19 protein-coding genes are annotated in these 21,670 nt (G+C 60.8%); 7 read left to right on the top strand and 12 right to left on the bottom strand.

The features are described from left to right. Positions 1-60: 60 nt before the first annotated feature. The 8 genes from gatA to SH664x_RS19730 form a co-directional block, all read right to left on the bottom strand. The gene (gene gatA, locus SH664x_RS19695) at positions 61-1,515 is read right to left on the bottom strand and encodes an Asp-tRNA(Asn)/Glu-tRNA(Gln) amidotransferase subunit GatA (protein ID WP_437203777.1); all 1,455 of its coding nucleotides are present in this window, start codon (positions 1,513-1,515) and stop codon (positions 61-63) included. A 3-nt stretch (positions 1,516-1,518) separates the two neighbouring features. Further along, positions 1,519-1,812 carry an Asp-tRNA(Asn)/Glu-tRNA(Gln) amidotransferase subunit GatC gene (gatC, locus tag SH664x_RS19700; protein WP_437203779.1) on the bottom strand — a complete coding sequence of 98 codons (294 nt, stop codon included), beginning with the start codon at positions 1,810-1,812 and terminating at the stop codon, positions 1,519-1,521. A 274-nt stretch (positions 1,813-2,086) separates the two neighbouring features. Beyond that, positions 2,087-2,266: a hypothetical protein gene (locus tag SH664x_RS19705; RefSeq protein ID WP_437203781.1), complete on the bottom strand. Its 180-nt coding sequence runs from the start codon at positions 2,264-2,266 to the stop codon at positions 2,087-2,089. Positions 2,267-2,720: 454 nt separating this feature from the next. Then, a complete protein-coding gene (locus SH664x_RS19710; RefSeq protein ID WP_437203783.1) occupies positions 2,721-3,134 on the bottom strand; it encodes a hypothetical protein in 414 nt (137 codons plus the stop codon). After that, positions 3,127-3,594, bottom strand: coding sequence for a transcriptional regulator NrdR (nrdR, locus tag SH664x_RS19715; protein ID WP_437203784.1), 468 nt, complete (start codon positions 3,592-3,594; stop codon positions 3,127-3,129). Before nrdR ends, SH664x_RS19710 begins: the two co-directional genes overlap by 8 nt. Before the next feature lie 152 nt (positions 3,595-3,746). Then, entirely contained in the window at positions 3,747-4,475 is a 729-nt protein-coding gene (locus SH664x_RS19720) for a hypothetical protein (RefSeq protein ID WP_437203786.1), read from the bottom strand. A gap of 131 nt (positions 4,476-4,606) precedes the next feature. Next, complete coding sequence (locus SH664x_RS19725) at positions 4,607-5,752, bottom strand: alanine racemase (RefSeq protein ID WP_437203788.1); 1,146 nt, start codon at positions 5,750-5,752, stop codon at positions 4,607-4,609. Between the two features lie 26 nt (positions 5,753-5,778). Then, positions 5,779-6,738, bottom strand: coding sequence for a DnaJ C-terminal domain-containing protein (locus tag SH664x_RS19730; RefSeq protein WP_437203790.1), 960 nt, complete (start codon positions 6,736-6,738; stop codon positions 5,779-5,781). A gap of 394 nt (positions 6,739-7,132) precedes the next feature. Here SH664x_RS19730 and SH664x_RS19735 point away from each other — a divergent pair, with 394 nt between their 5' ends. From SH664x_RS19735 to SH664x_RS19760, 6 genes are all read left to right on the top strand, one after another. After that, entirely contained in the window at positions 7,133-10,582 is a 3,450-nt protein-coding gene (locus SH664x_RS19735) for a pyruvate carboxylase (protein ID WP_437203792.1), read from the top strand. Positions 10,583-10,667: 85 nt separating this feature from the next. After that, positions 10,668-11,099: a GNAT family N-acetyltransferase gene (locus tag SH664x_RS19740; RefSeq protein WP_437203794.1), complete on the top strand. Its 432-nt coding sequence runs from the start codon at positions 10,668-10,670 to the stop codon at positions 11,097-11,099. A 148-nt stretch (positions 11,100-11,247) separates the two neighbouring features. Next, on the top strand, positions 11,248-12,297 hold the full coding sequence (locus tag SH664x_RS19745) for a rod shape-determining protein (RefSeq protein WP_437203796.1): 1,050 nt from the start codon (positions 11,248-11,250) through the stop codon (positions 12,295-12,297). 98 nt (positions 12,298-12,395) lie between these two features. Further along, positions 12,396-13,346 carry a rod shape-determining protein MreC gene (locus SH664x_RS19750; RefSeq protein WP_437203798.1) on the top strand — a complete coding sequence of 317 codons (951 nt, stop codon included), beginning with the start codon at positions 12,396-12,398 and terminating at the stop codon, positions 13,344-13,346. Between the two features lie 509 nt (positions 13,347-13,855). Next, positions 13,856-15,040, top strand: coding sequence for a DUF1559 family PulG-like putative transporter (locus SH664x_RS19755; protein WP_437203800.1), 1,185 nt, complete (start codon positions 13,856-13,858; stop codon positions 15,038-15,040). A 282-nt stretch (positions 15,041-15,322) separates the two neighbouring features. Then, positions 15,323-15,688 carry a hypothetical protein gene (locus tag SH664x_RS19760; protein ID WP_437203802.1) on the top strand — a complete coding sequence of 122 codons (366 nt, stop codon included), beginning with the start codon at positions 15,323-15,325 and terminating at the stop codon, positions 15,686-15,688. A 27-nt stretch (positions 15,689-15,715) separates the two neighbouring features. Here SH664x_RS19760 and SH664x_RS19765 read toward each other — a convergent pair whose 3' ends face one another. The 4 genes from SH664x_RS19765 to hemP form a co-directional block, all read right to left on the bottom strand. Next, on the bottom strand, positions 15,716-17,188 hold the full coding sequence (locus tag SH664x_RS19765) for a GNAT family N-acetyltransferase (RefSeq protein ID WP_437203803.1): 1,473 nt from the start codon (positions 17,186-17,188) through the stop codon (positions 15,716-15,718). Between the two features lie 27 nt (positions 17,189-17,215). Further along, positions 17,216-18,313 carry an endonuclease/exonuclease/phosphatase family protein gene (locus SH664x_RS19770; protein ID WP_437203805.1) on the bottom strand — a complete coding sequence of 366 codons (1,098 nt, stop codon included), beginning with the start codon at positions 18,311-18,313 and terminating at the stop codon, positions 17,216-17,218. After that, positions 18,297-19,973, bottom strand: a complete 1,677-nt coding sequence (locus tag SH664x_RS19775; RefSeq protein ID WP_437203807.1) for an NAD+ synthase — start codon at positions 19,971-19,973, stop codon at positions 18,297-18,299. Before SH664x_RS19775 ends, SH664x_RS19770 begins: the two co-directional genes overlap by 17 nt. Positions 19,974-20,153: 180 nt before the next feature. Next, positions 20,154-20,336, bottom strand: coding sequence for a hemin uptake protein HemP (gene hemP, locus SH664x_RS19780; RefSeq protein ID WP_437203808.1), 183 nt, complete (start codon positions 20,334-20,336; stop codon positions 20,154-20,156). Positions 20,337-20,625: 289 nt separating this feature from the next. Here hemP and SH664x_RS19785 point away from each other — a divergent pair, with 289 nt between their 5' ends. Continuing rightward, positions 20,626-21,615 carry a DUF1559 family PulG-like putative transporter gene (locus tag SH664x_RS19785; protein WP_437203810.1) on the top strand — a complete coding sequence of 330 codons (990 nt, stop codon included), beginning with the start codon at positions 20,626-20,628 and terminating at the stop codon, positions 21,613-21,615. The last annotated feature ends 55 nt before the right edge of the window (positions 21,616-21,670 follow it).

Below are 21,670 nucleotides of genomic sequence, written 5' to 3' on the forward strand. Positions count from 1 at the left end.
AAATGAGCACTCCCACCCACGAAACGCCTGCTGCGCGGGCACCGGTAAGAGCAACCTGCTCTAACAGGTGCGGGTCGACCAGTCGGTTGCCTGTTCGTACTGACGGGCGGCGCGGAACAATTTCTCCTCGGCAAACGCGGGGCCGAGCAGCTGCATGCCGATCGGCAAATTGCCCGAGGTGAATCCGCAGGGGACGGAGATTCCCGGAATCCCGGCGAGATTCGCACCGATCGTGTAGATGTCGTTGAGGTACATCTGCAGCGGATCTCCCGCCAGCTCTCCAATGCGGAAGGCGGCTGTCGGACTGCTAGGAGTGAGAATCAGATCAACCTGCGAAAAGGCTTGCTGATAGTCCTGCGCGATCAGTCGGCGGACCTTCAGAGCCTTCAGGTAATACGCGTCGTAGTACCCGGAAGAGAGGGCATAAGTGCCGATCATGATGCGGCGTTTGACCTCGGCGCCGAAGCCCTCCCCGCGGCTCGCTTCATACATGTCGACCATGTTCGAGAACGAAGAAGAGCGGTGCCCGTAATGGACCCCATCGTAGCGGGCCAGATTGCTCGAGGCTTCGCAGGGAGCAATCACGTAATACGCCGCCACTCCATAGCGTTCGTGCGGCAACTGAACGTTGAGGATCTTGGCTCCCAGCTGGCGATAGACCTCGACCGCGGCCGTGAACGCCTGCGAAACTTCGGGATCAACACCCTGACGGAGATGCTCGGGCACGACTCCGATTTTGAAACCCGCGAGCGGTTGCCGGACCTGTTCAGCAAAGTGCGTGGCAGGTTGCGGAACAGAGGTGGAGTCGCGTTGATCGTGTCCGGCAATGACGTCGGTCAGCAGGGCCGCATCTTCGACAGAGCGGGTGAACGGGCCGATCTGATCGAGTGAACTGGCAAACGCCACCAGCCCGTAGCGGGAAACCCGTCCGTAGGTGGGCTTGAGACCGACCACACCGCAGAAGGCAGCGGGCTGCCGAATCGAACCACCGGTATCCGATCCGAGTGCGACGGGAGCCATCCCCGCAGCGACAGCAGCGGCCGATCCCCCACTCGAGCCCCCCGGTGCGCAGGCCAGGTTCCAGGGGTTCTTTGTCTTCTGAAAAGCGGAGTTCTCGCAAGAGGACCCCATGGCAAATTCATCGAGGTTCGTCCGGCCGATCAGAATGGCGTCTTCCGCCCGGAGACGTTCGATTACGTGAGCGTCGTACGGGGGAGAGAAGTTTTCCAGCATGCGGCTGGCGCAGGAAGTCTTCCAGCCTTTGACGCAGAGATTGTCCTTCACCGCGACCGGCAGGCCCGCCAGCCGCCCCAGCGATTCGCCCGCAGCCCGCTTGCGGTCGACTTCCGCAGCGGCACGCCGTGCCCCCTCTTCATCAACCGAGAGGAAAGCCTGAATCTCGCCGTCGCGTTCACGGATGCGCTGCAGGTGATCCTCGATAACCTGAGTCGCAGTGACCTCGTTTGTGTTCAGGAGCTGCAGCAGCTCGGTGGCTGTCTTACCGCACAGAGTCATCGATTACGCTCCTTCCAGAATCTGCGGAACCAGGAAGTAGCGTCCATCCGATTTGGGGGCGTTGGCCAAGGCGTCGTCCCGATCGAGCGAGGGGACCGGCACATCCGCGCGAAACACGTTCGCGAGGTCGGCAGTATGCGCCATGGGAAGCACGTCGGTCGTGTCGATTTCGTTCAACACCGTCACGTAGTCGAGAATGCGTGACAGTTGTTCCCCGAACTGTTGCTGTTCTGCGGGGGAGAGTTTCAGGCGGGACAGCCTGGCAACCTTGATTACATCGTCTTGAGAGAGCGTCATCGCGTGTTCATTCCGCTACAAAGGAGCGGAGATGATGACAGTTTGAGGAGACGGGAACAAGCGCGCCGCCTCCCCGGAAATGCCGTCGGTGACCACACTCCGCATCCGGAACTGCGGGCGGGTGAGTCCTTGCGGGCGGAGCAGGAAAACACCGCGCACGACACGCAGTCCCCCCGGGCGAACGGGAGAATTTTGACGGACCGCGTGCTGTCAGAGACCGTCGAGCCCAGTTGCGTACTGGTTCTGCGCAGTAATGGTTCTGCGCGGCGCCGACTCAGTAGCGGTACTGGTTCTGTTCCAGATCCTTCTGGCGCATTTCGTCCAGAATAACCGGATGCCATTCGCTGTCGCGTTCATCCAGGGGAGCATAGTTGTGGCGCGCCCAGGTCCGCAGACGGATTTCCTCAACCGGGTCAACTTCCAGGACCGGTTCCCACACGACCGCAGTGTTCATCAATTTCTCCTCAGGAACTGGAGTTCTAACCTCAACAGCCTGCGCCGAGTCCTGCGACGACATTTATTTTGGCAAAGAACCAATCGCTTTCATGCGATACACCGACGATTCGGTGATTTCCAACTGCCACGCTAGCAACGAATCCAGAGTCCTTCAAGCAAAAAGCCAGCGGTCGCAGCCCTTTTTTTGCCCTCGGTTTCACCCCTCCGAGAGGTCTGGGGGCGAGCCAGTTTCGCCGGCGATCCAGCAGTTCGCAGCCTGAAAAAGGCCGCGGCTTCCTGCCGGAGAATTCATGCGGCAGGCTCGGTCGCCCGCAAGCTTCCCGGGCAGAGGAAGAATTCCCCCTACCCCGTCTGCGGGCAGTGCTCATTCGCAAAGAATTTCGGAAGAGGCCCCATTAAATCTTGAGGAAATTTCGGCATTTCCCAGCCGTGCCTGACGAGATGCACCCGCTTCAGGTGCCGTGGTCGAATGCGAAAATCTCGTCGAGGGCTGCCGTCCAAGGGAGCGGCTCCCGGTCTCCCTTCAGTACCTGCAGCTCTTTTTCGATCCGGCCGATCGCTTCTTCCCCCCGGACACAGACCGCTGCCGGCCAGCCCTGTCGGGTCCGACCGTACGATTGGCACCAGATCCCCTGCACGACGATGATCCGGGCGAGCGGGTACATCTCCAGCACGTCGAGGATGTCGGCCGGGGAATATTCATCGGGCGAGTGCTGACAGACGAGCAGTACGTCGGCCGGAACGGAGGCCGCAAACAGCTCGGCGAGCGAGGCAAATCCCCGGACGGCTCGCGCCGAACGCATGGCGTGGGAGACCACCTGTTCCATACCCGTGGTCTCGCCGATCACCAGCAGCTGTTCAATCATCTGTGCGAATTCCCCGGCTGCGGAGCAGCTGCAGTTCTTCGACGAAATCATTGACGTCCTGAAACGATCGGTACACCGAAGCAAACCGGACGAATGCCACCTGATCAATCTGGCGGAGCGCTTCGCAGACCTTCTCGCCGATATAGCGGGAAGGGACCTCCCGTTCGAAGGTCTCGTAGACCGCCAGTTCCACGCTGCCGATGATCTTTTCGATCTGGTCGGGGCTGACGGGGCGTTTGTAGCAGGCTTTCTCGATGCCGGCGCGGATTCGTTCCGGATCGAACGGGACGCGGGAATCGTCCTTCTTGATCACCTTCAGCGGTGATTCTTCCATCTTTTCATAGGTAGTGAAGCGACGCCCGCAGTGCAGGCATTCGCGACGACGCCGGATGACGAACTCCTGGCTTCCCCGGGAGTCCACCACCTTGCTTTCCCCCTGACGGCAAAATGGACACAGCATGCAGTTCTCTCAATCCCTCGCGCGACGATTCTCAGGATCCTTCAGTCGAACCACCCGCAGTCCTCTCCAAGATAGCCAAAATCCCCTGAGAAACGAATGGCCAGCCCCCTGTTCCGGGGAAAAAAGGGGAGACCGCAACCCGCCTCGCCAGCCTATTTCGAACCGGTCTCGCGATCGATTTTCGCCTGCAGTTTTTTGCGAATCTTGCGGGATTGTCCCTGCAGCGCCGAATCGACCGCGGCCTGTGAACCTTCCCCCAGCAGCTTGGCCAGATCGCCGGTCACAATCCCGATCCGGTCGACCTCCAGATCGGTCAGCTGCAGGTTGACATCAGCCACCTGCGGATGCAGATTCAACCTCGGCAATGGCGTGTCCCACGAGAATTCCAGCTTGGGACTCGTTTCCAGCACGAGCCGCACATTCACGCTCGCATTCGAAACCGTGGTGCCGTTGATTCCCTTGACCCCGTAAGTCCAAAGAGCAAATGTCGCCTTGCACCGCGCCTTCAGCTTGAGCGTCACGATGAACCGCAACAGTCCGGCTTCTGTGGCGGGCTCCTGTTCGATCTCCAGCTTCAACGTCTCTTCCGGTTTGATCAAGCGAACTTCGTAGCGCTGCCAGAAGCCGTGATTGACCCGCTGCTTCCGCTTGGAGATCCGCAGGCCGTCGATGTCGACGCCGTCAAAACGGTTGGCGGTCTTGCCCCATTTCTTTTCGTCGATGTACTCGTCGTCGACCGATTCCAGCACGATGCCGCGCACGAGTTCGGAGAGCGTCGGTGCCGGAGCAGGCAGCGACTCCTGCGCGATCACACGCCGAAGTGTCGGCAGGACTCCCAGGAGTGCGAAGAGAACAGATCGTCTCGACTGAAACTGGTGCATCGGTCGCTACCTGAAAGCCCGCACCCCGACGGAATCGTCCCGACGGACCCCTCCGCCACTCCCTGTCTGCCCGCGGCTCACGAGTGTAATGGCCCTGCGAATTTCCTCAGAGATCAATTCCCTGCGCCCCCTTACCCCAGCGGCCAGATTTCCTCCACCCTTCCCTGTCGCACGCCGTACAGCCAGCGATGTCCCGCGAGAGCCCCCCACAGGTTGGTCGGGGCGACTTCCACCGTCTCACCGATCACTAGATCCTGTGACTCGGGACCCAGCTCCAACGTCGTCCGCAACAGATCGACCGCGACAACGCGGGCATCGGCGAACGAACGTCCAATGGAACTCCTTTCCACGCGCAGCCCCTCCGCCTCACCGACTGCCAGCCGGCCGGCATCGATCACACCCCGCTCCAGCTTCGGTCGACTCAGGACGGTACTGAGAACATGAAAGGAACCTGGTCCAGCATCCGGACGGGAAGGAAACAGAGCTGCGCTTCCCTGCACTTCCGTCACCGCAGGCTGCGCACAAGCCAGCTCCACCGGAAAGCCGGGTCCCGCGGAAACGATCGGACAGGCGAGCCCCTTGCGGGCCATGTTGTCGCGGAACTCTTCCAGCAGCGAGAGTGCGGAAAGGAGCCGCTTTTCGCGACGATCGGTCAAAGCGGTGGGGATCTCATCGGCGTCGGGGGAGGTGGCTGCCGCAGCAGGAGCATGCCCCGTCACTCCCACAACATCCACGTTCGGCAGCCGCTGCAGCCCCTCAGCCAGCTCGACCGCATCCCAGCCGGGACGAACGCCGCTTTGATTCAAACCGAGATTGATCTCGACCAGCAGGCGGACTCGCCCCCCGGCAGCCACGCAGGCTGCTGAAAGGGCTTCGGCCTGCACATAGTGATCACACGAGACCAGCACATCATGGAGATGACCGAGCTGCAGCAACCGCCGCAGGCATCGCGCGCCGACCACCGGACCGTGAATGAGAATTCCGGCAGTCGCGGGGACCGTCAGCCCGCTGATCGACTGGTGACAGGGGGCTGCATAGCCCTGCGCACCGGCAGCGATCAGGCGGGGCACCAATCCCGCCAGCAGCGGAGGAACCAGTGGCCGCCACTGCTTCCCCACGTTCTGGCAGATCGCGGCCTGTTGCCGGGCTGTGAACTCGAAGCGATCAAGATCCACGCAGAGAGCGGGAGTCTCCAGATCGGATCGACACCCGCGGGGCGGCGGTGTTGCGGCAGAAGTTTCAGCCCCTGTCCCCAGCGGACGGGTCTGTTCAGGCATGTTGTCCGCGCTGCCTGTCACTTCGACTACCACAGCATGGCCCGCGGGTTGTCCGGATTGCGCTCGGCGAATTCCTTCATCAGTTCCTGAGAGCGCTCGTCGATGTTTTTCGGCGGCACAATTTTGATGACGACCAATTCATCCCCGGCGACGTGGGATTTGGTGCTTTCGAAGCCCTTCCCCTTCAGTCGCAGTTTGGCACCGGACGCGGTTCCGGGAGGGAGAGTCATCGAGACCACCCCTTCGGTCAACGTGGGGACATCGATTTTCCCCCCCAGCGTCGCTTCCGCGAGGCTGACCGGCACATCAACCAGTACGTTGTTGCCTTCCCGTCGGAAGTAGGGATGCGCTGCCACCTGCACGGTGACCAGCAGATCCCCCGCCGGGCCCCCGAGGGCACCGGGCTGTCCCTGTCCGGCCAGTCGAATCGTCTTACCGTCTTCGATCCCGGCGGGAATTTTAATCGCGAGTCGTTCCGACTGGCCGTCACGCTGCAGCGTCAGGTCATAGGTGCCGCCGGTCGCCGCGGTCAGGAAAGGAACCTGGATCGAGGTGGTCAGGTCTTCGCCTCGTTGGGGTCGTGGCTGGCGCTGTCGGCCTCCGCGACCCCCGCCCCCGCCCCCGCCGAACATCCCTCCGAAGAGATCACCGAGGTCGACCGCCCCGCCCCCGCCGAAGATGTCGCGCAAGTCGATATCGACGGGTCCCCCCTGCCGGAAGGCATCTGCTCCCCCGCCGAAGGGGTTCTGCCCTTCCCGCATGTGCTTCCAGTTCGTGCCGAACTGGTCGTACTTCTTGCGTTTATCCTCATCTCCCAGGACGTCGTACGCCTCGGCTGCGGCCTTGAACCGTTCTGCAGCGGCGTTGTCTCCCGGCTTGGCGTCGGGATGGTTTTCCCTCGCGATTTTCTTGAACGCCTTGCGGATTTTCTCCGCGGAAGCGTCTTTGGGAACTCCGAGAACCTGATAGTAATCCGTATTGGCCATGTCAGAATCTTAGCAGGTTGGTCAAGTTGGGCGAGGACCGCGACGACGGGGTTTCCGGGAGAAAATCCCGACCGGCAGCGCGGACAGGAATCGGGTGAACAGGGATTGATGTTGATCGGGCGGCAGCCCCCGGTCGCACCCGAAATCCTGTGATTTTTCCACCTGTGACAGCGCCGGACCACAGAATCCGGAGAGCGCCCCCACGAAATTTCGGCGGCAGACTTGCAAGTCATGCAAGCGAACGGATACGACCACAACTAATGGCTTTGACACCTGCAGCTCCGCGCAGGGGCAGCCAATGCCGTGCGGCTTCGATCCGCCTGTCACGGAATTCCATTTCGCAACCAGCGATTGCGGAAACGCCCTCTGTCCGAGACCTCAAGCTCCAGTTCCCATGCCTACAAAAAAAATCCGCAAACTGCTGGTCGCCAACCGCAGCGAAATTGCCATTCGTGTCTTCCGTACGGCTTCCGAACTTGGAATTCGAACCGTGGCGATTTACGCCTATGAAGACCGGTTCGCGCTGCACCGCTTCAAGGCGGACGAGGCCTATCAGGTCGGAAAACCGGGCGAACCGATCCGATCGTACCTCGACATCCCCTCGATTATCGCCGTTGCCAAAGAAGTGGGCGTCGATGCCATCCACCCCGGGTACGGCTTCCTCTCGGAAAAGCCGGAGTTCGCCCGGGCATGCGCCGAGGCGGGAATTATCTTCGTCGGGCCCAAGGTCGAATCGCTGGAAAATCTGGGGGACAAGACTGCAGCCCGTCGGATCGCCATCAAGGCGGAGGTCCCGGTGCTGGCCGGAACTGACAAGCCGCTGGAGAACGGCCAGCAGGGACTTGAACTGGCTGAGAAGCTCGGCTACCCGGTGATTCTGAAAGCGGCCCACGGCGGCGGAGGCCGCGGAATGCGGATTGTGGAATCGGCAGACCAACTGGTCCCCAACTATGAAAATGCCCGACAGGAATCGCTGACCGCCTTTGGCAGTCCGGACATCTTTATCGAGAAGTTCATCCGTCGCGCGCGGCACATTGAAGTGCAGCTGATGGGGGACCAGTACGGCAATCTCGTGCATCTGTACGAGCGGGACTGCTCGGTGCAGCGTCGGCATCAGAAAGTGATCGAGATCGCGCCGGCGGTGAATCTGGCCCCGGCACTGCGGGAGGAAATCTGCGCCGCCGCCATCAAAATCGGCCAGCAGGTCAACTATGAGAACGCCGGAACTGTCGAGTTCCTCGTCGATTCTGACACGCAGAAATTCTACTTTATCGAAGTCAATCCCCGCATTCAGGTGGAACATACGGTGACCGAAGAGGTGACCGGCTGCGATGTGGTGCGAGCCCAGATTCTCGTGGCCCAGGGAGTCCCCCTGAGCGACGCGGAAATCGGGATCGGCTCGCAGGCAGACGTGAAAGTGAACGGCTTCGCGCTGCAGTGCCGTGTCACCACCGAAGACCCTGCCAACAACTTTGTCCCTGACTATGGGCGGATCGCCCACTACCGCTCCGCGAGCGGCATGGGAATTCGTCTCGATGCGGGGACGGCGTTCTCCGGGGCCTTCGTGCACCCTTACTACGATTCGCTGATGGTCAAGGTCACCGCACGAGGCCGACGGTTTATCGATGCGGTCCGGCGGATGAACCGCTGCCTGCAGGAATTCCGCGTGCGGGGTGTGAAGACCAATATCCCCTTCCTGCTGAACGTGCTCGCCCACCCCGATTTTCTCGAAGGGCGTTGCACCACGACGTTCATCGACCACACGCCCGAACTCTTCGAATTCAAGAAACGCCGCGACCGCGCCACCCGCATTCTGAGCTTCATCGGCGAAACCGTGGTGAACGGGAATCCGCTGGTGAAAGGCCGACCGGTCGCCACCCGTCGCGATCCTGCCCCGCTGCCGAAGTACAACGCCGCCGGGCCTCGACCGGCCGGAACCCGCGACAAGTTCAAGGAACTCGGCGCTGAGAAGTTCGCGCAGTGGACCCGCGACCAGAAGCGGCTGCTGATCACCGACACTACCTTCCGGGATGCCCACCAGTCGCTGCACGCCACCCGCTTCCGCAGCTTCGACATGCTGAAGGTCGCTGAGGCATATTCCTATCTGCTGCCGCAACTGTTCTCTCTCGAAATGTGGGGGGGAGCGACCTTCGATACCTCGATGCGGTTCCTCAAGGAATGCCCCTGGGAGCGGCTCGACCGTCTCCGCAGCGAGTGTCCGAACATTCTCTTCCAGATGTTGCTGCGGGCCTCCAGCGCGGTCGGTTATGCAAACTATCCGGACAACGCGGTGAAAGCGTTCGTCAAGGAATCGGCGGCTTCGGGAATCGACGTCTTCCGGGTCTTCGATGCGCTCAACTGGACCGACAACATGCTTCCGGCGATGGAAGCGGTAAACGAAGCCGGCGCGATCTGTGAAGCGGCGATCTGCTACACCGGCGATCTGCTGAATCCCAAGCGGACGAAGTACAACCTGCAGTATTACGTCAATCTGGCCAAGGAACTGGAGAAGCGAGGGGCTCACTTCCTGGCGATCAAGGACATGGCCGGCCTGTGCAAGCCCGAAGCGGCTCATCTGCTGGTTTCCACGCTGAAGCAGGAAGTCGGTCTGCCGATTCATTTCCATACGCACGATACCGCCGGAATTCAGGCGGCCTCGCTGCTGCTCGCCTCCAACGCGGGGGTCGATGTGGTCGATGCGGCAATGGCCCCGATGTCGGGAGGCACCTCGCAGGTGAATCTCAACACGCTCTGCGAGTCGCTGCGAAATCAGTCCCGCGATACGGAACTCGATACCGTGGCGCTCGATGACCTCGCTGAGTACTGGCGGGTCGTCCGCGAATTCTATCTGCCGTTCGAAAGCGTCGTGCTCCCCGGCACAGCCGACCTCTACAACCACGAAATGCCCGGAGGTCAGTACACCAACCTCTTCGAACAGGCCCGCGCTCTGGGCATGGCTTCCCGATGGCCCGATATCTGCCACGCCTACGCGGATGTGAACCAGCTGTTCGGGGATATCGTCAAGGTGACGCCGACCTCGAAGGCTGTGGGGGATATGGCGCTGTTCATGGTCGCCAACGAACTGACGTCGACCGACCTGATGAACAGCGATCGGGAACTCGCCTTTCCGGAATCGGTGATCGATCTGATCAGCGGAGCGATGGGACAGCCTCCCGGAGGCTTCCCCGCCGCGGTGAAGCAACGAATCCTCAAAGGTCGGCCGGAGTTCACGGAACGACCGGGAGCGACCCTGCCGCCGATCAACTTTGAAGAAGTCGCCGCCAAGCTGGAACCGGTCCTGGGTCGCAAGCCGACGCACCGCGATGTCCTCAGCTCGGTCATGTATCCGCAGGTGTTTAAGGAATTCGCGGTCCATCGTCGCGATTACGGAGATACCAGCGTCCTGCCGACGCCGGTCTTCTTCTTCGGGATGCAGGCGGGTGAAGAGTTCGGCGCTGACATCGAACAGGGAAAGACGCTGTTCATCAAGTTTGTGGCGACGGGAACTCCGCATCCGGACGGCACGCGAACCGTCTTCTTCGAACTGAACGGACAGCCGCGCGATGTGACGATCGACGATCGTTCCGTGGAATCGACCGTTCACAAAAACATCCAGGCCGACCCCGCCAACCCGACGCACATCGCCGCCAACATGCCGGGGATGGTGGTCAGCGTGGCGGTTCAGGCAGGAGACAAAGTCAGCAAGGGTCAGAAGCTGCTTGTGGTCGAAGCCATGAAGATGCAAACGACAATCAACGCCGACCGCGATGGCAAGATCGGTCAGTTGCTCGTCAATTCCGGAACACAGGTCTCTACCGGAGATTTGCTGCTGACAATCGAATAGAGAATTTCGGTTTTCGAACAACTCTCCGCAACGCAGAACCGGGCCCCCGCCCCCCTGTTCGAACAGACCTGCTGGAGGTTCGACCATGTCCGTGATGTTGGAATCAATGACCGCAGCCGATGCGCCAGCGGTCATCCAGTTCTGGTCGAAACAACCGGGAATGGGACTCGGGCCGAGCGACACCCCCGAGGGGATCGCAGCCTATCTCCAGAGAAACCCGGAGCTGAGCTGGGTGGCCCGCTGCGGGGATCGGGTCGTCGGCGCTGTCCTCTGCGGACATGATGGTCGTCGAGGCTCTCTGCATCATCTCGCGGTGGACAGGGAATTCCAGCGGCAGGGGATCGCCCGATCGCTGGTCGAGGCCTGCCTGAGCGGGCTGCATCGGCAGGGTCTCACCAAGTGCAACATCTTCGTCTATGCGGCCAACGTGGAGGGGTGCCAGTTCTGGTCCCATCTGGGCTGGACGACACGCCACGATCTGCTGACCCTGCAGCAGAACACAGCCCCCGCATCGTAACCCTTTCCACAACAAACAGTTACCAACGACTACGACGCCCCGGAAACGGGTAGCGTCTCCGTTCGGCTGATCTTGCCTCTTTTTCGCAAACCCTGATACAGTCCCGCGCTGCTGCAATTCCTCAATGGACTGAGAGTACGGCAACGGAATGCTGAATCGGCTGCGAGACTGGCTTTGCCCGGACATGGGCATCGACCTGGGGACGGTGAATACACTCATCGCCGTCCGCGGGGAAGGTGTCGTGCTGGATGAGCCCTCGGTGCTGGCACTCGAAAAGTCCTCGCGGCGAATTCTGGGTCGCGGAACCGCAATCGGCAAACTGGCCCGACAGATGGTCGGCCGCACTCCCGATTCCATCGTGGCGATCAGCCCGGTCCGTCATGGCGTGATTACCGACTTCGAACTCTGCGAAGCGATGCTGCGGTATTTCTTCGCGAAGGCCTCCCGTCAGGGGGGTGGGATGCGACCCCGGGTGATTGTCGCGGTCCCTTCCGAAATTTCGACGGTGGAGAAGCGGGCGGTCTACAACAGTGTGGAGCGCGCGGGAGCAGGAAAGATCTTTCTGATCGACAAAGCCAAGGCGGCCAGCATCGGTGCGGGACTGCCGATCAGTGAACCTCTCGCCAGTCTCGTCTGCGATATCGGCGGCGGAACCACCGAAGCGGCTGTACTCAGTCTGGGCGAAGTGGTCGCCACGAAGTCGGTTCGCGTGGCGGGCGAAGACATGAACGAAGCGATCGTCGACTATGTCCGTCGGGCCTATTCGCTCCGCATCGGCAAGCCGACTGCCGAACACCTGAAGATTGAAATCGGGAGCGCTGCGCCGCTCGATACCGAACTCTCCGCCGAGGTGCGGGGACTCGACAGCATCAGCGGCATTCCCCGGAAGGCAATCCTCACGAGCGAAGAGATCCGCGAGGCGCTCGGCGAGTGCCTGTGGAAAATCGTGAGCTGCCTGAAAGGGACAATCGAACAATGTGATCCCGAACTGATCGGCGATCTGGCGGATACGGGGCTCGTGCTCACCGGCGGCGGAGCCCTGCTGAGAAACATTGATTTCTTCCTGCGGGAACACCTTGGGATTCCAGTACGGATTGACGCGGAACCACTCACCACAGTCGCCCGTGGAACAGCCATCTGCCTCGAACATCTCCAGCATTGGCGCAAGAACTTTCAGACAGAAGGAGTCGGGTTTTAGAGCAGGTCGCCGCTGCTCCGGTTCAATCCCCCGCGATCACAGCCAGGCATCCAGAATGGAAATGGCCACCTGCCCTTTTTCAGTCCATTGAATGCACAATGACCTCCTCACGGTACCGGACATCTCTGCTGATCTGGACCGGCTGGCTGCTGGTGACGATCGTGCTGCGCCAGGGACCAACGTCACTCGTCGTCAATCTGCGGGCGGGTTTTCGGGAGGTGACCGGAGTCGCTCTGGCTGTCTGTGAAGGGTCTACCGCCCGCGTGCGGGAATACTGCCAGCGCTGGCAGCTACCGCAGTCCACGGATGCGAAGGAATTCGCTCAACTCCAAGCTGAAAACCGCGTGTTGCAGTCACTGGTCGTCGACCTGCAGCAGCAGGTTCAGCGTTCTGCCCGGCCGGCAACGCCTCCCGCCGATGATCAGTCATCCGCATTAACCGAAGTCGTGGCGGTTGATGCGGCGGTGATCGGCGTGCAGGGGGATGCGCTGCGGTCCAACCAGCGGATGCTGGTCTCGCTGGGCAAGCGCGAAGGACTGCTCGGCGAAGAACTCGTGCTGCAGGGGGAAGGGGTGCTGCTGGATCGCGGAACAGACTTCGGCCTCACGAGCGATCAGCTGGTCACCGCGGGCAAACAGCTGTTCGGTCGAACAATGAAATCCGGAAAATGGACCACTCTGGTGCAGCCGGTGACCGACGCCGAATTCCGGATGGCGGCGCGGATCATTCGCATCTCACCGCTGGGGCCGGTTCTGGGCCCCCGAGGGGTGCTCGCCGGAACCGGTGGTGGTTGCCGTCTGGAAGAAGTGGGAGCAACCGAAGCCGTGGCACCGGGCGACTATGTCTACACCGATCCTCTGGCCGCCCCTCACGGCGAGCCGATTTATATTGGTCGGATCCGCACAGCCAATGTCAGCGCCACGGCCACGCAGTGGACCATTGATGTCGACCCCGCTGCTCCGGCGGGTGAAGTCCCGAGTCGACTGCAGGTGCTCCGCGTGAACTTCAGCGCGAACCGGCAGGTCGGAATTCTGCGCGAGCGACAGTAAGTCGCTACCTGATGCGTTCTCCCCGTGCGACTCTCTCACAGCAGGTTGCGGTTTCCAGTACCCGCACAAGCGTTTCTTCTTGTGAGATGCTGACATGCGATTGGGGACAACAGGGCTATCAAAAGCCCAAATGCCCTTACGTCACTCTCGTCACGGAACTGTCGCGGTGATTCGCATGCGACACATGCAGCCTTCTCCTCTCAAGCACGACACCATTCGATGGCCGAATTTCGCGGCAACTTCATCGATCCTTTAACAAGCCGACTTAGTCTCACTGCTCAACGTTGAGACAGATTCTTTTCGACTCATTCGTGCAGATTGCTCTCTTCAATCCTCGCGCAGCATGCGTTTCGTCTGAGGAAAAACTCACCTCGGGGTAACGACAGCGGGCAGACTTTCGTTTCGGCAGCCGATCCGAATTGCAACAGGCAGGTCTTCACAGCAATTCAACAGTCTCGTGTCTGATTCATGAGTGTTCATTGTCCGAAAGCAAAACCATGAAGATGTGTTTGAAAAAACGACGAAAACAACAACAGACCTTCGCATTTTCGCGAGGGGAACGGGCAGCCTTCACGCTGATTGAACTGCTCGTGGTGATCGCCATCATCGCCGTGCTGATTGCGCTGCTGTTGCCGGCAGTGCAGCAGGCACGCGAAGCAGCCCGTCGCAGCCAGTGCAAAAACAATCTGAAGCAGATCGGGCTGGCGGTGCATAACTTCGAAAGCACCTATCGGAAGCTGCCCCATTCGGGTCAGTGTGACAGTACGGGCGGCGCCAGCACAACTTACATGTCGCAGTCCACTCCCACCCTGCTGCTCCCTTATATCGATCAGGCCACAACCTTTAATCTGATGGACCACCAGTACACTTACGATCAGATGAAAGGGGACTCGAACTACACCACGACGAACCTGAATCCCTTATCGCAGGGGCGGGTCTATAACGATCCCAGCCATGCGAACACGACGAAAGCGGCCCAGACCCACATCGCCTCCTTCATTTGCCCGAGTACTCCGATGGACCCGGGACTCCGCTCGCCCGACGGTTTCGGCCTGTGGGACTATATGTTCATCGCCGTTTCCGATATCGAAGACGGAACCCCCTCCACGTCGGGTTCCACAATCGGCGCGATCGGAACCCGGGCCCCCAGCGGCGCCCGCCGCGTGGAAGTGACGATGCAGGGAATGCTCGGCTGCGATGTCAACCGCGGCTTCCGCGATGTCACCGACGGCCTGTCGAACACGATACTCTGCATCGAAGATGCAGGCCGCGCGCATCCCGAATCCGGTATCGGTTCCATGTCGACCCGTCCTTCGCCCATCGCTTCTGAAGGCCCGGCGTGGGATTCTTCCGGTGTCGGAACCGCAGTGACACCCAGCGGCGGCCGCCGGATGTATGCCTGGGCTGATCCGGATGCCGGCACAAACGGGCTCTCCGGTCCGAGCAATGCCATCGCGCCCGGTTCCAAAAAGGCCCGGATCAACAATTCCCATACGCCCTTCAACGGACCGCCCGAATGCAGCTGGTCGGTCAACAACTGTGGTCCGAACGACGAGCCGTTCAGCTGGCACACTGGCGGCTGCAATGTGGTCATGGGGGATGGAGCGGTCCGGTTTCTCAGCGAGAACATGGATACGCTGACACTGAAGTGGCTCGCGGCCGCCGCTGATAACCGTCCGCTTGGCGAATTCTAGAACAGGTTGCTCTTTCCAGTCCCCGCGCAGCCAGCGTTTCGTCTGGTAAAATGCTGACATCCGCATGGCGAGAACGCGGCAATCTTACGTTACCTTGCTCTCAGAAACGAAACGCAAAATTCTGCGATCGCCGACAGGGTTGATCCCACCGACAGACGGGAACGGATCACCCTGTCGCGTCATCTGTTTCATCGAAATCTTCGAAGTCACATCGGCCCGGAGGAATCGTCGGCCCTCCTCTTCGCAGCGCTGATGATTCCTCGCCGCGCACAAGGAATGTCCATGTTGAGAAGTCCTCTGTTGTTCATGCTCCTGGCGATGGGATGCAGCGCGGGAGTTTCGGTCCCGCAGAACGCTCCGCCAGTCGATGTGAGCGGAACCGCGACCGCTGGCGGCAAACCGCTTTCCGAAATCAGTATCGCCCTGCAGCCCACCGGACAGGGAATGCCGTCCGGATTCAAAGTGGTGAATGGTGCGTTTCAGGGAAAGGTGATTCCCGGAAAATATGCCTGGTTCGTTGCTCCGCTGAGTTCGTCGAAAGGGAACGATGTCTACAAAACCATTCCGGCGGTGTTCCGTGAAAGCAGCCTCGATCGGCAGATCGAAATCACCGGACCGACGACCTCGCTGGTGTTCCAGCTCGATTGAACAGGAAGCGGTTGTCTCCCGTGGGCTCTACAGTCCCTCACGGACGCGGCGCTGTTCCGCGAGAGCGTAGTCGACCAGTTTTCCGGCGAGGGGCTCATACGTTTTGATCGGTGCGCGCTCCAGCGGCTCAATTAGATAGGCAAGTCGCAACACGTCACCGGAATCCGAAAAGTGCGGGGCGACACCAATGAAACCGAAGCCGTACTGCTCCAGCTGCTCCGCGACGACCGCCGTCGCGGGATCGTTGAGCGGCAGTTCTGCATAGACCGCTTCCATGTGCGAATGCTCGACCAGCTGTCGGAGCGAGTGGGCGATCATGCGAGCGGTCTCGGTTCCGGGTTGGTCCGCGCGGACGAAGGCTTTGCCGCCGCCGACATCCATCTGAATCGTCAATGTCCCCGCTCCGGTCGGGGTCTGGGGCTCCAGAAATTCCACAGCACAGCCGCCTGTCGTGTAGAGCTCACGGACGATCTGCTGATGACGGTCGGGAACACTGATGCGGCGGGGGAGTGGTGCCGTCAACCAGTGAAAGTAGAGCAGACAGGTGACCCGCTGCGGTTGTTCCGTCGAGATGTTGCGAAAGGATTCGGTACGAGGGGCAATTGCCAGATCGGCCGCCATGACATGGGCGCCGTGCGCCACATCGGACTTCTGAGTCACGGTGTGAACCGAAACCGCATCAGCGTACCAGCCGCTCAGATGCAGTTCTTCGATGGCCGCCAGCGCAGCCTGCTTCATCTTTTCCAGCAACCCCCGTCCCCGATGGGCGGGGTCGACCACCGCCTGTCCCCCTTCCGCCACCGGTCCCGGCTGGTTCCGCTCCACCGCATAATGTCCGGCCACTTTGCCGTCGACCCGCCCCACCGCCACGAACGACAGATTGGTCTCCTGCGCATTGAGGGCCGCGATCCGCTCCGGGTAATAGACATCCTCATTGAAGTACGTGTTTCCGTACGCCCGGTACATCAGCTGCGACACCTGCACCGCTTCCTCGGGGCGCATCCGGCGGATGTCGTAATCCTGAGGAGGAGCGAGCGGCGCGTTCTCATCGAAGGCGGGAAGGTCCGGATGGGTCCCGGCAATGTGTTCGTCAGACATCCACTTGATGATCTGCAGTGCCTTCCCTTCCCGGCCGAAGCTGAGCCAGTGCATTTCATCAACCGCACTCAGCAGCCCCGGATAGGGAAGTGCCAGTGTGCCGGTCGCTCCCTGACCATCGTGCAACTGACGTTCGAGCAATGCCACATCGACGGGAATGCCAAAATCTCGAATGCGGATCTCCAGCTTCCCTCCGGACTCCTGAATGATCAGCCGGATCTTGCCGGACTCTCCCGGAGGATAGGCGTGGTCGATCGCATTTCTGATCGTGTCGAGAATCAGTTGCTGCAACTGCGCGGAGAGTGCACTGTCGAGTGGAAGTTGTCGCAGCGCCTCCGTGACCAGTCCGGTCACTCCGGGAAGGACACGCTGTTCGTTGCTGACGAGCAGTTCAAATTGCACAGGAGTGATCCTGAAGAAATAAAGAGGTCATGATGACGGACCGGTGGGGCGGGCAACCGCTTCGCTTTTTTGCTTCTCCGGCTTCGGAGACGCAGAGTGAGGCGCGAGCGGGCCTTTGTCCTGCGATGGCTTCGGAATCTGAAAAACGACCGACACCGGTCGGTGATCCGAACGAATGTCCGGCCCCACCTCACGGTTCACGATGACCACTTCGGGTGAGACCAGGACATGGTCGATGGGAATCCGCAACAAGGGTCGACCTTCCGGCCAGGTCGATTGCACGCCGAAGCCGGTACGGCTGTCCTGCAGATTTCCGTCTCTCAGGAGATCATGAAAATAGGGGGAACCGGAAGTGACGTTGAGGTCTCCCAGCAGCACGAGGGGGAGCTTCCGATCACGGGCCAGTTCCGCGAGCTGCTGCAGCTGCAGATTGCGATACGAACGCCCCAGCAGATTTGGAGGAGGGGGATGCGTGGCGATCACCTGAAAGGGCTGTCCCTGTGCATTGAGCGTCGCAACGAGTGTGGGAATTCCCAGTGCAGGCGAGAGCAGGAGCTGCTCGTCGGTGAGAGGAAAGCGGCTGAACAGGGCGATCCCGAAAGCGCCGTCGCCCGGCTCGCTCAGGGAATGCGGATACACCTGCTGCAGGCTCGACAGCCGCTGCTGCCAGCGCGGCGTGAATTCGTTGAAGACGACGAAATCGGGATCTGTCTCCCGCACGTATTTCAGCACCGCGTCGGCATCTTGATTGCCGAGATACAGATTGATCGTGGCTGCGCGAATGCGTGTCGTGTCGAGTAACGGGGAGTGTTGAGGCCACCACAGAGGAGCGAGATTGCTGCCGTGCATCACAACAATCCCGGCTGCCACAGCAGCCCACAACCAGTGCCGGCTGGCGAGTGCGACCATCAGCCACAGGCTGGCGGCGGTCAGATACTGGACACGAAAGTGCGTAAAAAGGTCGAACGCCGGATGGACTCGTGCCAGACCGATGAAGAGGGCGATGAGCGCCAAAGCACTGATGCTCAGGGAAACCAGCCAGTGCGCCGCCGCCTGAGCCAGATTCCGCTTCCCGGATACTGGCAGGCGGAGTGTGAACGGAGTCGGTTCAGCCGGCTGGTTCATTCAGTCCCTCGAAGCCCCGGGCCGCCATCGGCATTCTGCGTCCCGATCCGAATGCCCGCTGGGAGAGTTTGATCCCGGGGGGCATCTGTCGACGCTTGAATTCATTCCGGTCGAGTCGACGGACCACCCATTGAACGGTCTCGCGGGGAAACTGCCGCGCCAGCTCGGCGGGGGAGAGTTCTTCGTCGATCAGGCCCTGCAGGATGGCATCCAGAACCGGATAAGGAGGGAGCGTATCCTGATCGAACTGGTTGGGAGCCAGCTCGGCACTGGGGGCTTTGTCGATCACATTCACGGGAATGACTTCCCGACTCTCTATCTCGTTGATGTAGCGGGACAGCGCGTAGACATCCCGCTTGTAAAGGTCCGACAGGACCGCAAAGCCGCCACACATGTCTCCGTAGAGCGTGCAGTAGCCGACGGCCAGTTCACTTTTGTTTCCGGTCGCGAGTGCCAGCCAGCCGTAGCGGTTGCTGCGGGTCATCACGCAGGCCCCCCGGATGCGGGCCTGCAGGTTCTGATCAGCCAGCCCTCCCGGCTCCGAGGCGAGATCTCCTTCGATGGTCGGCAGTTGTTCGTAAGCCCGATGAACGGAATCAATCGGAATCGTTTTCCAGTCCATGCCGAGATTGCGCGCGAGGAGTTCGGCATCGCTGAGACTGTGATCGCTGCTGTAGCGGCTCGGCATCAACAGTCCGTGCACCCGTTCAGGACCGACCGCCCGGGCGGCGATACAGGCGGCGAGAGCACTGTCGATCCCCCCTGACAGGCCGAGGACACAGTCCGTGAAGCCGCACTTCGCCATGTAGTCGCCAAGTCCGAGTGTCAGCGCGCTCAGCAACTCTTCTTCACGTCGCAGCGGAGGAGGAACCACCGCGTCCGGAAGCGGATTGGTTTCCAGAATCTGGAAGTCCGCCGCAAAACCGGACAGCAGCAGGACCGGTTCTCCCGCTGCATTCAGGGCGAAGCTGTGTCCATCGAAGACCAGATCATCGTTGCCGCCGACCTGATTGACGAACAGAAACGGTCGACGGTGCCGGGCAATGTGGTCCTGAAAGAGTTTGAACCGCCGTGCGACCTTGCCGTATTCGTAGGGACTGGCCGACAGGTTGATGAACAGGTCGACTCCCTGTTCTGCCAGTGTCGCCACCGGATCTTTCTGCGACGCCGCGGGGAGATGATAGAAGGTCTCATCGGTTCCCCACCACGCGTCTTCGCAGATGTGCACCCCCAGCTTCAATCCGAGGAACGAAACCGGTTCGATCTGCGCAGCCGGAAGGAAGTAACGCTTCTCATCAAAGACATCGTAGTTGGGAAGCAGCAGTTTGTGACGGTTGGCGGCCACCCGTCCCTCGAACAGCAGGCTGGCGGAGTTGGCAAGACTTCCCCCGGGACAGCCGCGGTGTGTGGGGTGTCCCACGAGGATGCCGAATTCGGAGGTCGAGTGCCGGGCCAGCTGATCGACGGCCGCATCACAGGCTGCCACGAACCCTTGTCGCCGCAACAGATCTTTCGGGGGATAGCCGCTGACTGCGAGTTCTGACGTCACGAGGAGTTGAGCCCCCGCCAGTCGGGCCGCGTCGGCCGCAGCGGCGATCTGTCGACAATTCCCTTCGAGATCACCGACCACGGGATTCAGTTGAGCGAGAGCAATGCGCATGAGTCGGGGTGCCAGACAGGCCGCCTTGAATCAGAAAGAGGATCCGTCTTCTGCATCATGGCGTACGACGGCCGGTTCAACCAGCATCGGCTGTCACTGCTGCGCAGATTCGGAAGAGTTGCCGGTTTCTCGCCTCCCGTCAGGAGAGAACGGGGTGCGTCGCGGGAGCCCCGGGAGAGATCACTTATGCAGGATCAGCTTGCCGTTCTTGGTGAGACGGAGGCGGTAAAGGTCCTCACCGTGGCGAATGGTGACTTCTTTTCGATTCCGAAAGAGTTCTGCCGAATCGAGTTGTGGCGAATCTGTGCCAGCGGGACGAGGCTGGTCGGCTGCGGGTTGGGAAGGCGTCGGGATCCCAGTCATGGGCCGATTCCAGGCTAAAGATTACGGTCACATTACAAAGGGGACGATGGGTCGTTGCGGAAATCTCCGCGTTGGGTAGGTTATCCGACATTGAGACTCAGTGTCAACAATGTCTGGGCTGCGGCTGACGATTTTCTTCACTGACGGGCCAAATGCACCTGTTGTTGATCGACCCGTTCCCGCCACGCGATGTTGCCCTGCCGATCAGGCGAAAATCGCACGTCACGGGGACGGAAGAAAGCACCCTGCTCCTGCTCCGGATTCACCCTTTCACAGAAGGTCAGTGGCGATGTCCTTAACGCTCCGCCGTCGTGCATTTACTCTCATCGAGCTCCTGGTGGTCATTGCGATCATCGCCGTCCTGATCGCACTCCTCCTGCCTGCCGTCCAGCAGGCGCGCGAAGCAGCCCGTCGCAGCCAATGCAAAAACAATCTGAAGCAGATCGGGCTGGCGCTCCACAACTATCACGACGTTTACACCCTCTTTCCTCCTGGCGGCACCTGGCCCCACCCGGTCGGCGCCAGCGGCAAAGCCGGGGGACCGTTCTCCCCCCAGGCCCGCCTTCTCCCCTATCTGGAGGGGGGAAACCTGGCCAACCTCATCGATTTCAGCAAGCCGTACGGAGACCAGACGAGCGTCTCCAAAGTCCGGGTCGCTCCCTACATCTGCCCCACCGATCCTCAGGACCGGATGACCGATAACGGCAACCACTGGTCCTTCACCTATGCTGCTCACGTCGGTAACTGGTTCATCTTTGATGCTTCCAACCAGACGGTCGGAAACGGAGCATTCGGACACAACAGCCGCTATTCCACCCGCGATTTCACCGACGGCACCAGCAACACCCTCATGTTCTCCGAGGTTAAGGCGTTCCAGCCCTATGTCCGGCCGAATGCCGACCCGGCATCGACGACCATCCCCGCGAACGTCGGCGCACTCAGCATTCCGACTGGACTGACCGTCAGCACGAGTGCCCACACGGAATGGGTCGAGGGGCGTTCGCCGCAGTACAGCTTCACCACCACCTTCGGCCCCAACACGGTCGTCCCATATTCCGGGGCGGAGAGTGTCGACTACATCTCCCGCACGGAAGTGGCCACATATGCCGCCACCGCGTCAGCCTCTTACGGCGCGATCACTTCCCGCAGCTACCACCCGGGCCTCGTCAACACGCAGATGGGAGATGGCTCGGTCCGTTCCATTTCCAGCAACATCGACCTGAACACCTGGCGGGCATTGGGAAGCCGTGACGGCGGCGAAGTCACGGGAGAATTCTAGCGCCGGTTGCTCTGGCCTGTCCCCGCGCAGCCAACGTTTCGTCTGGTAAAATGCT

The sequence above is a fragment of the Planctomicrobium aquicomposti genome, assembly GCF_051466325.1.
Lineage (GTDB): Bacteria > Planctomycetota > Planctomycetia > Planctomycetales > Planctomycetaceae > Planctomicrobium.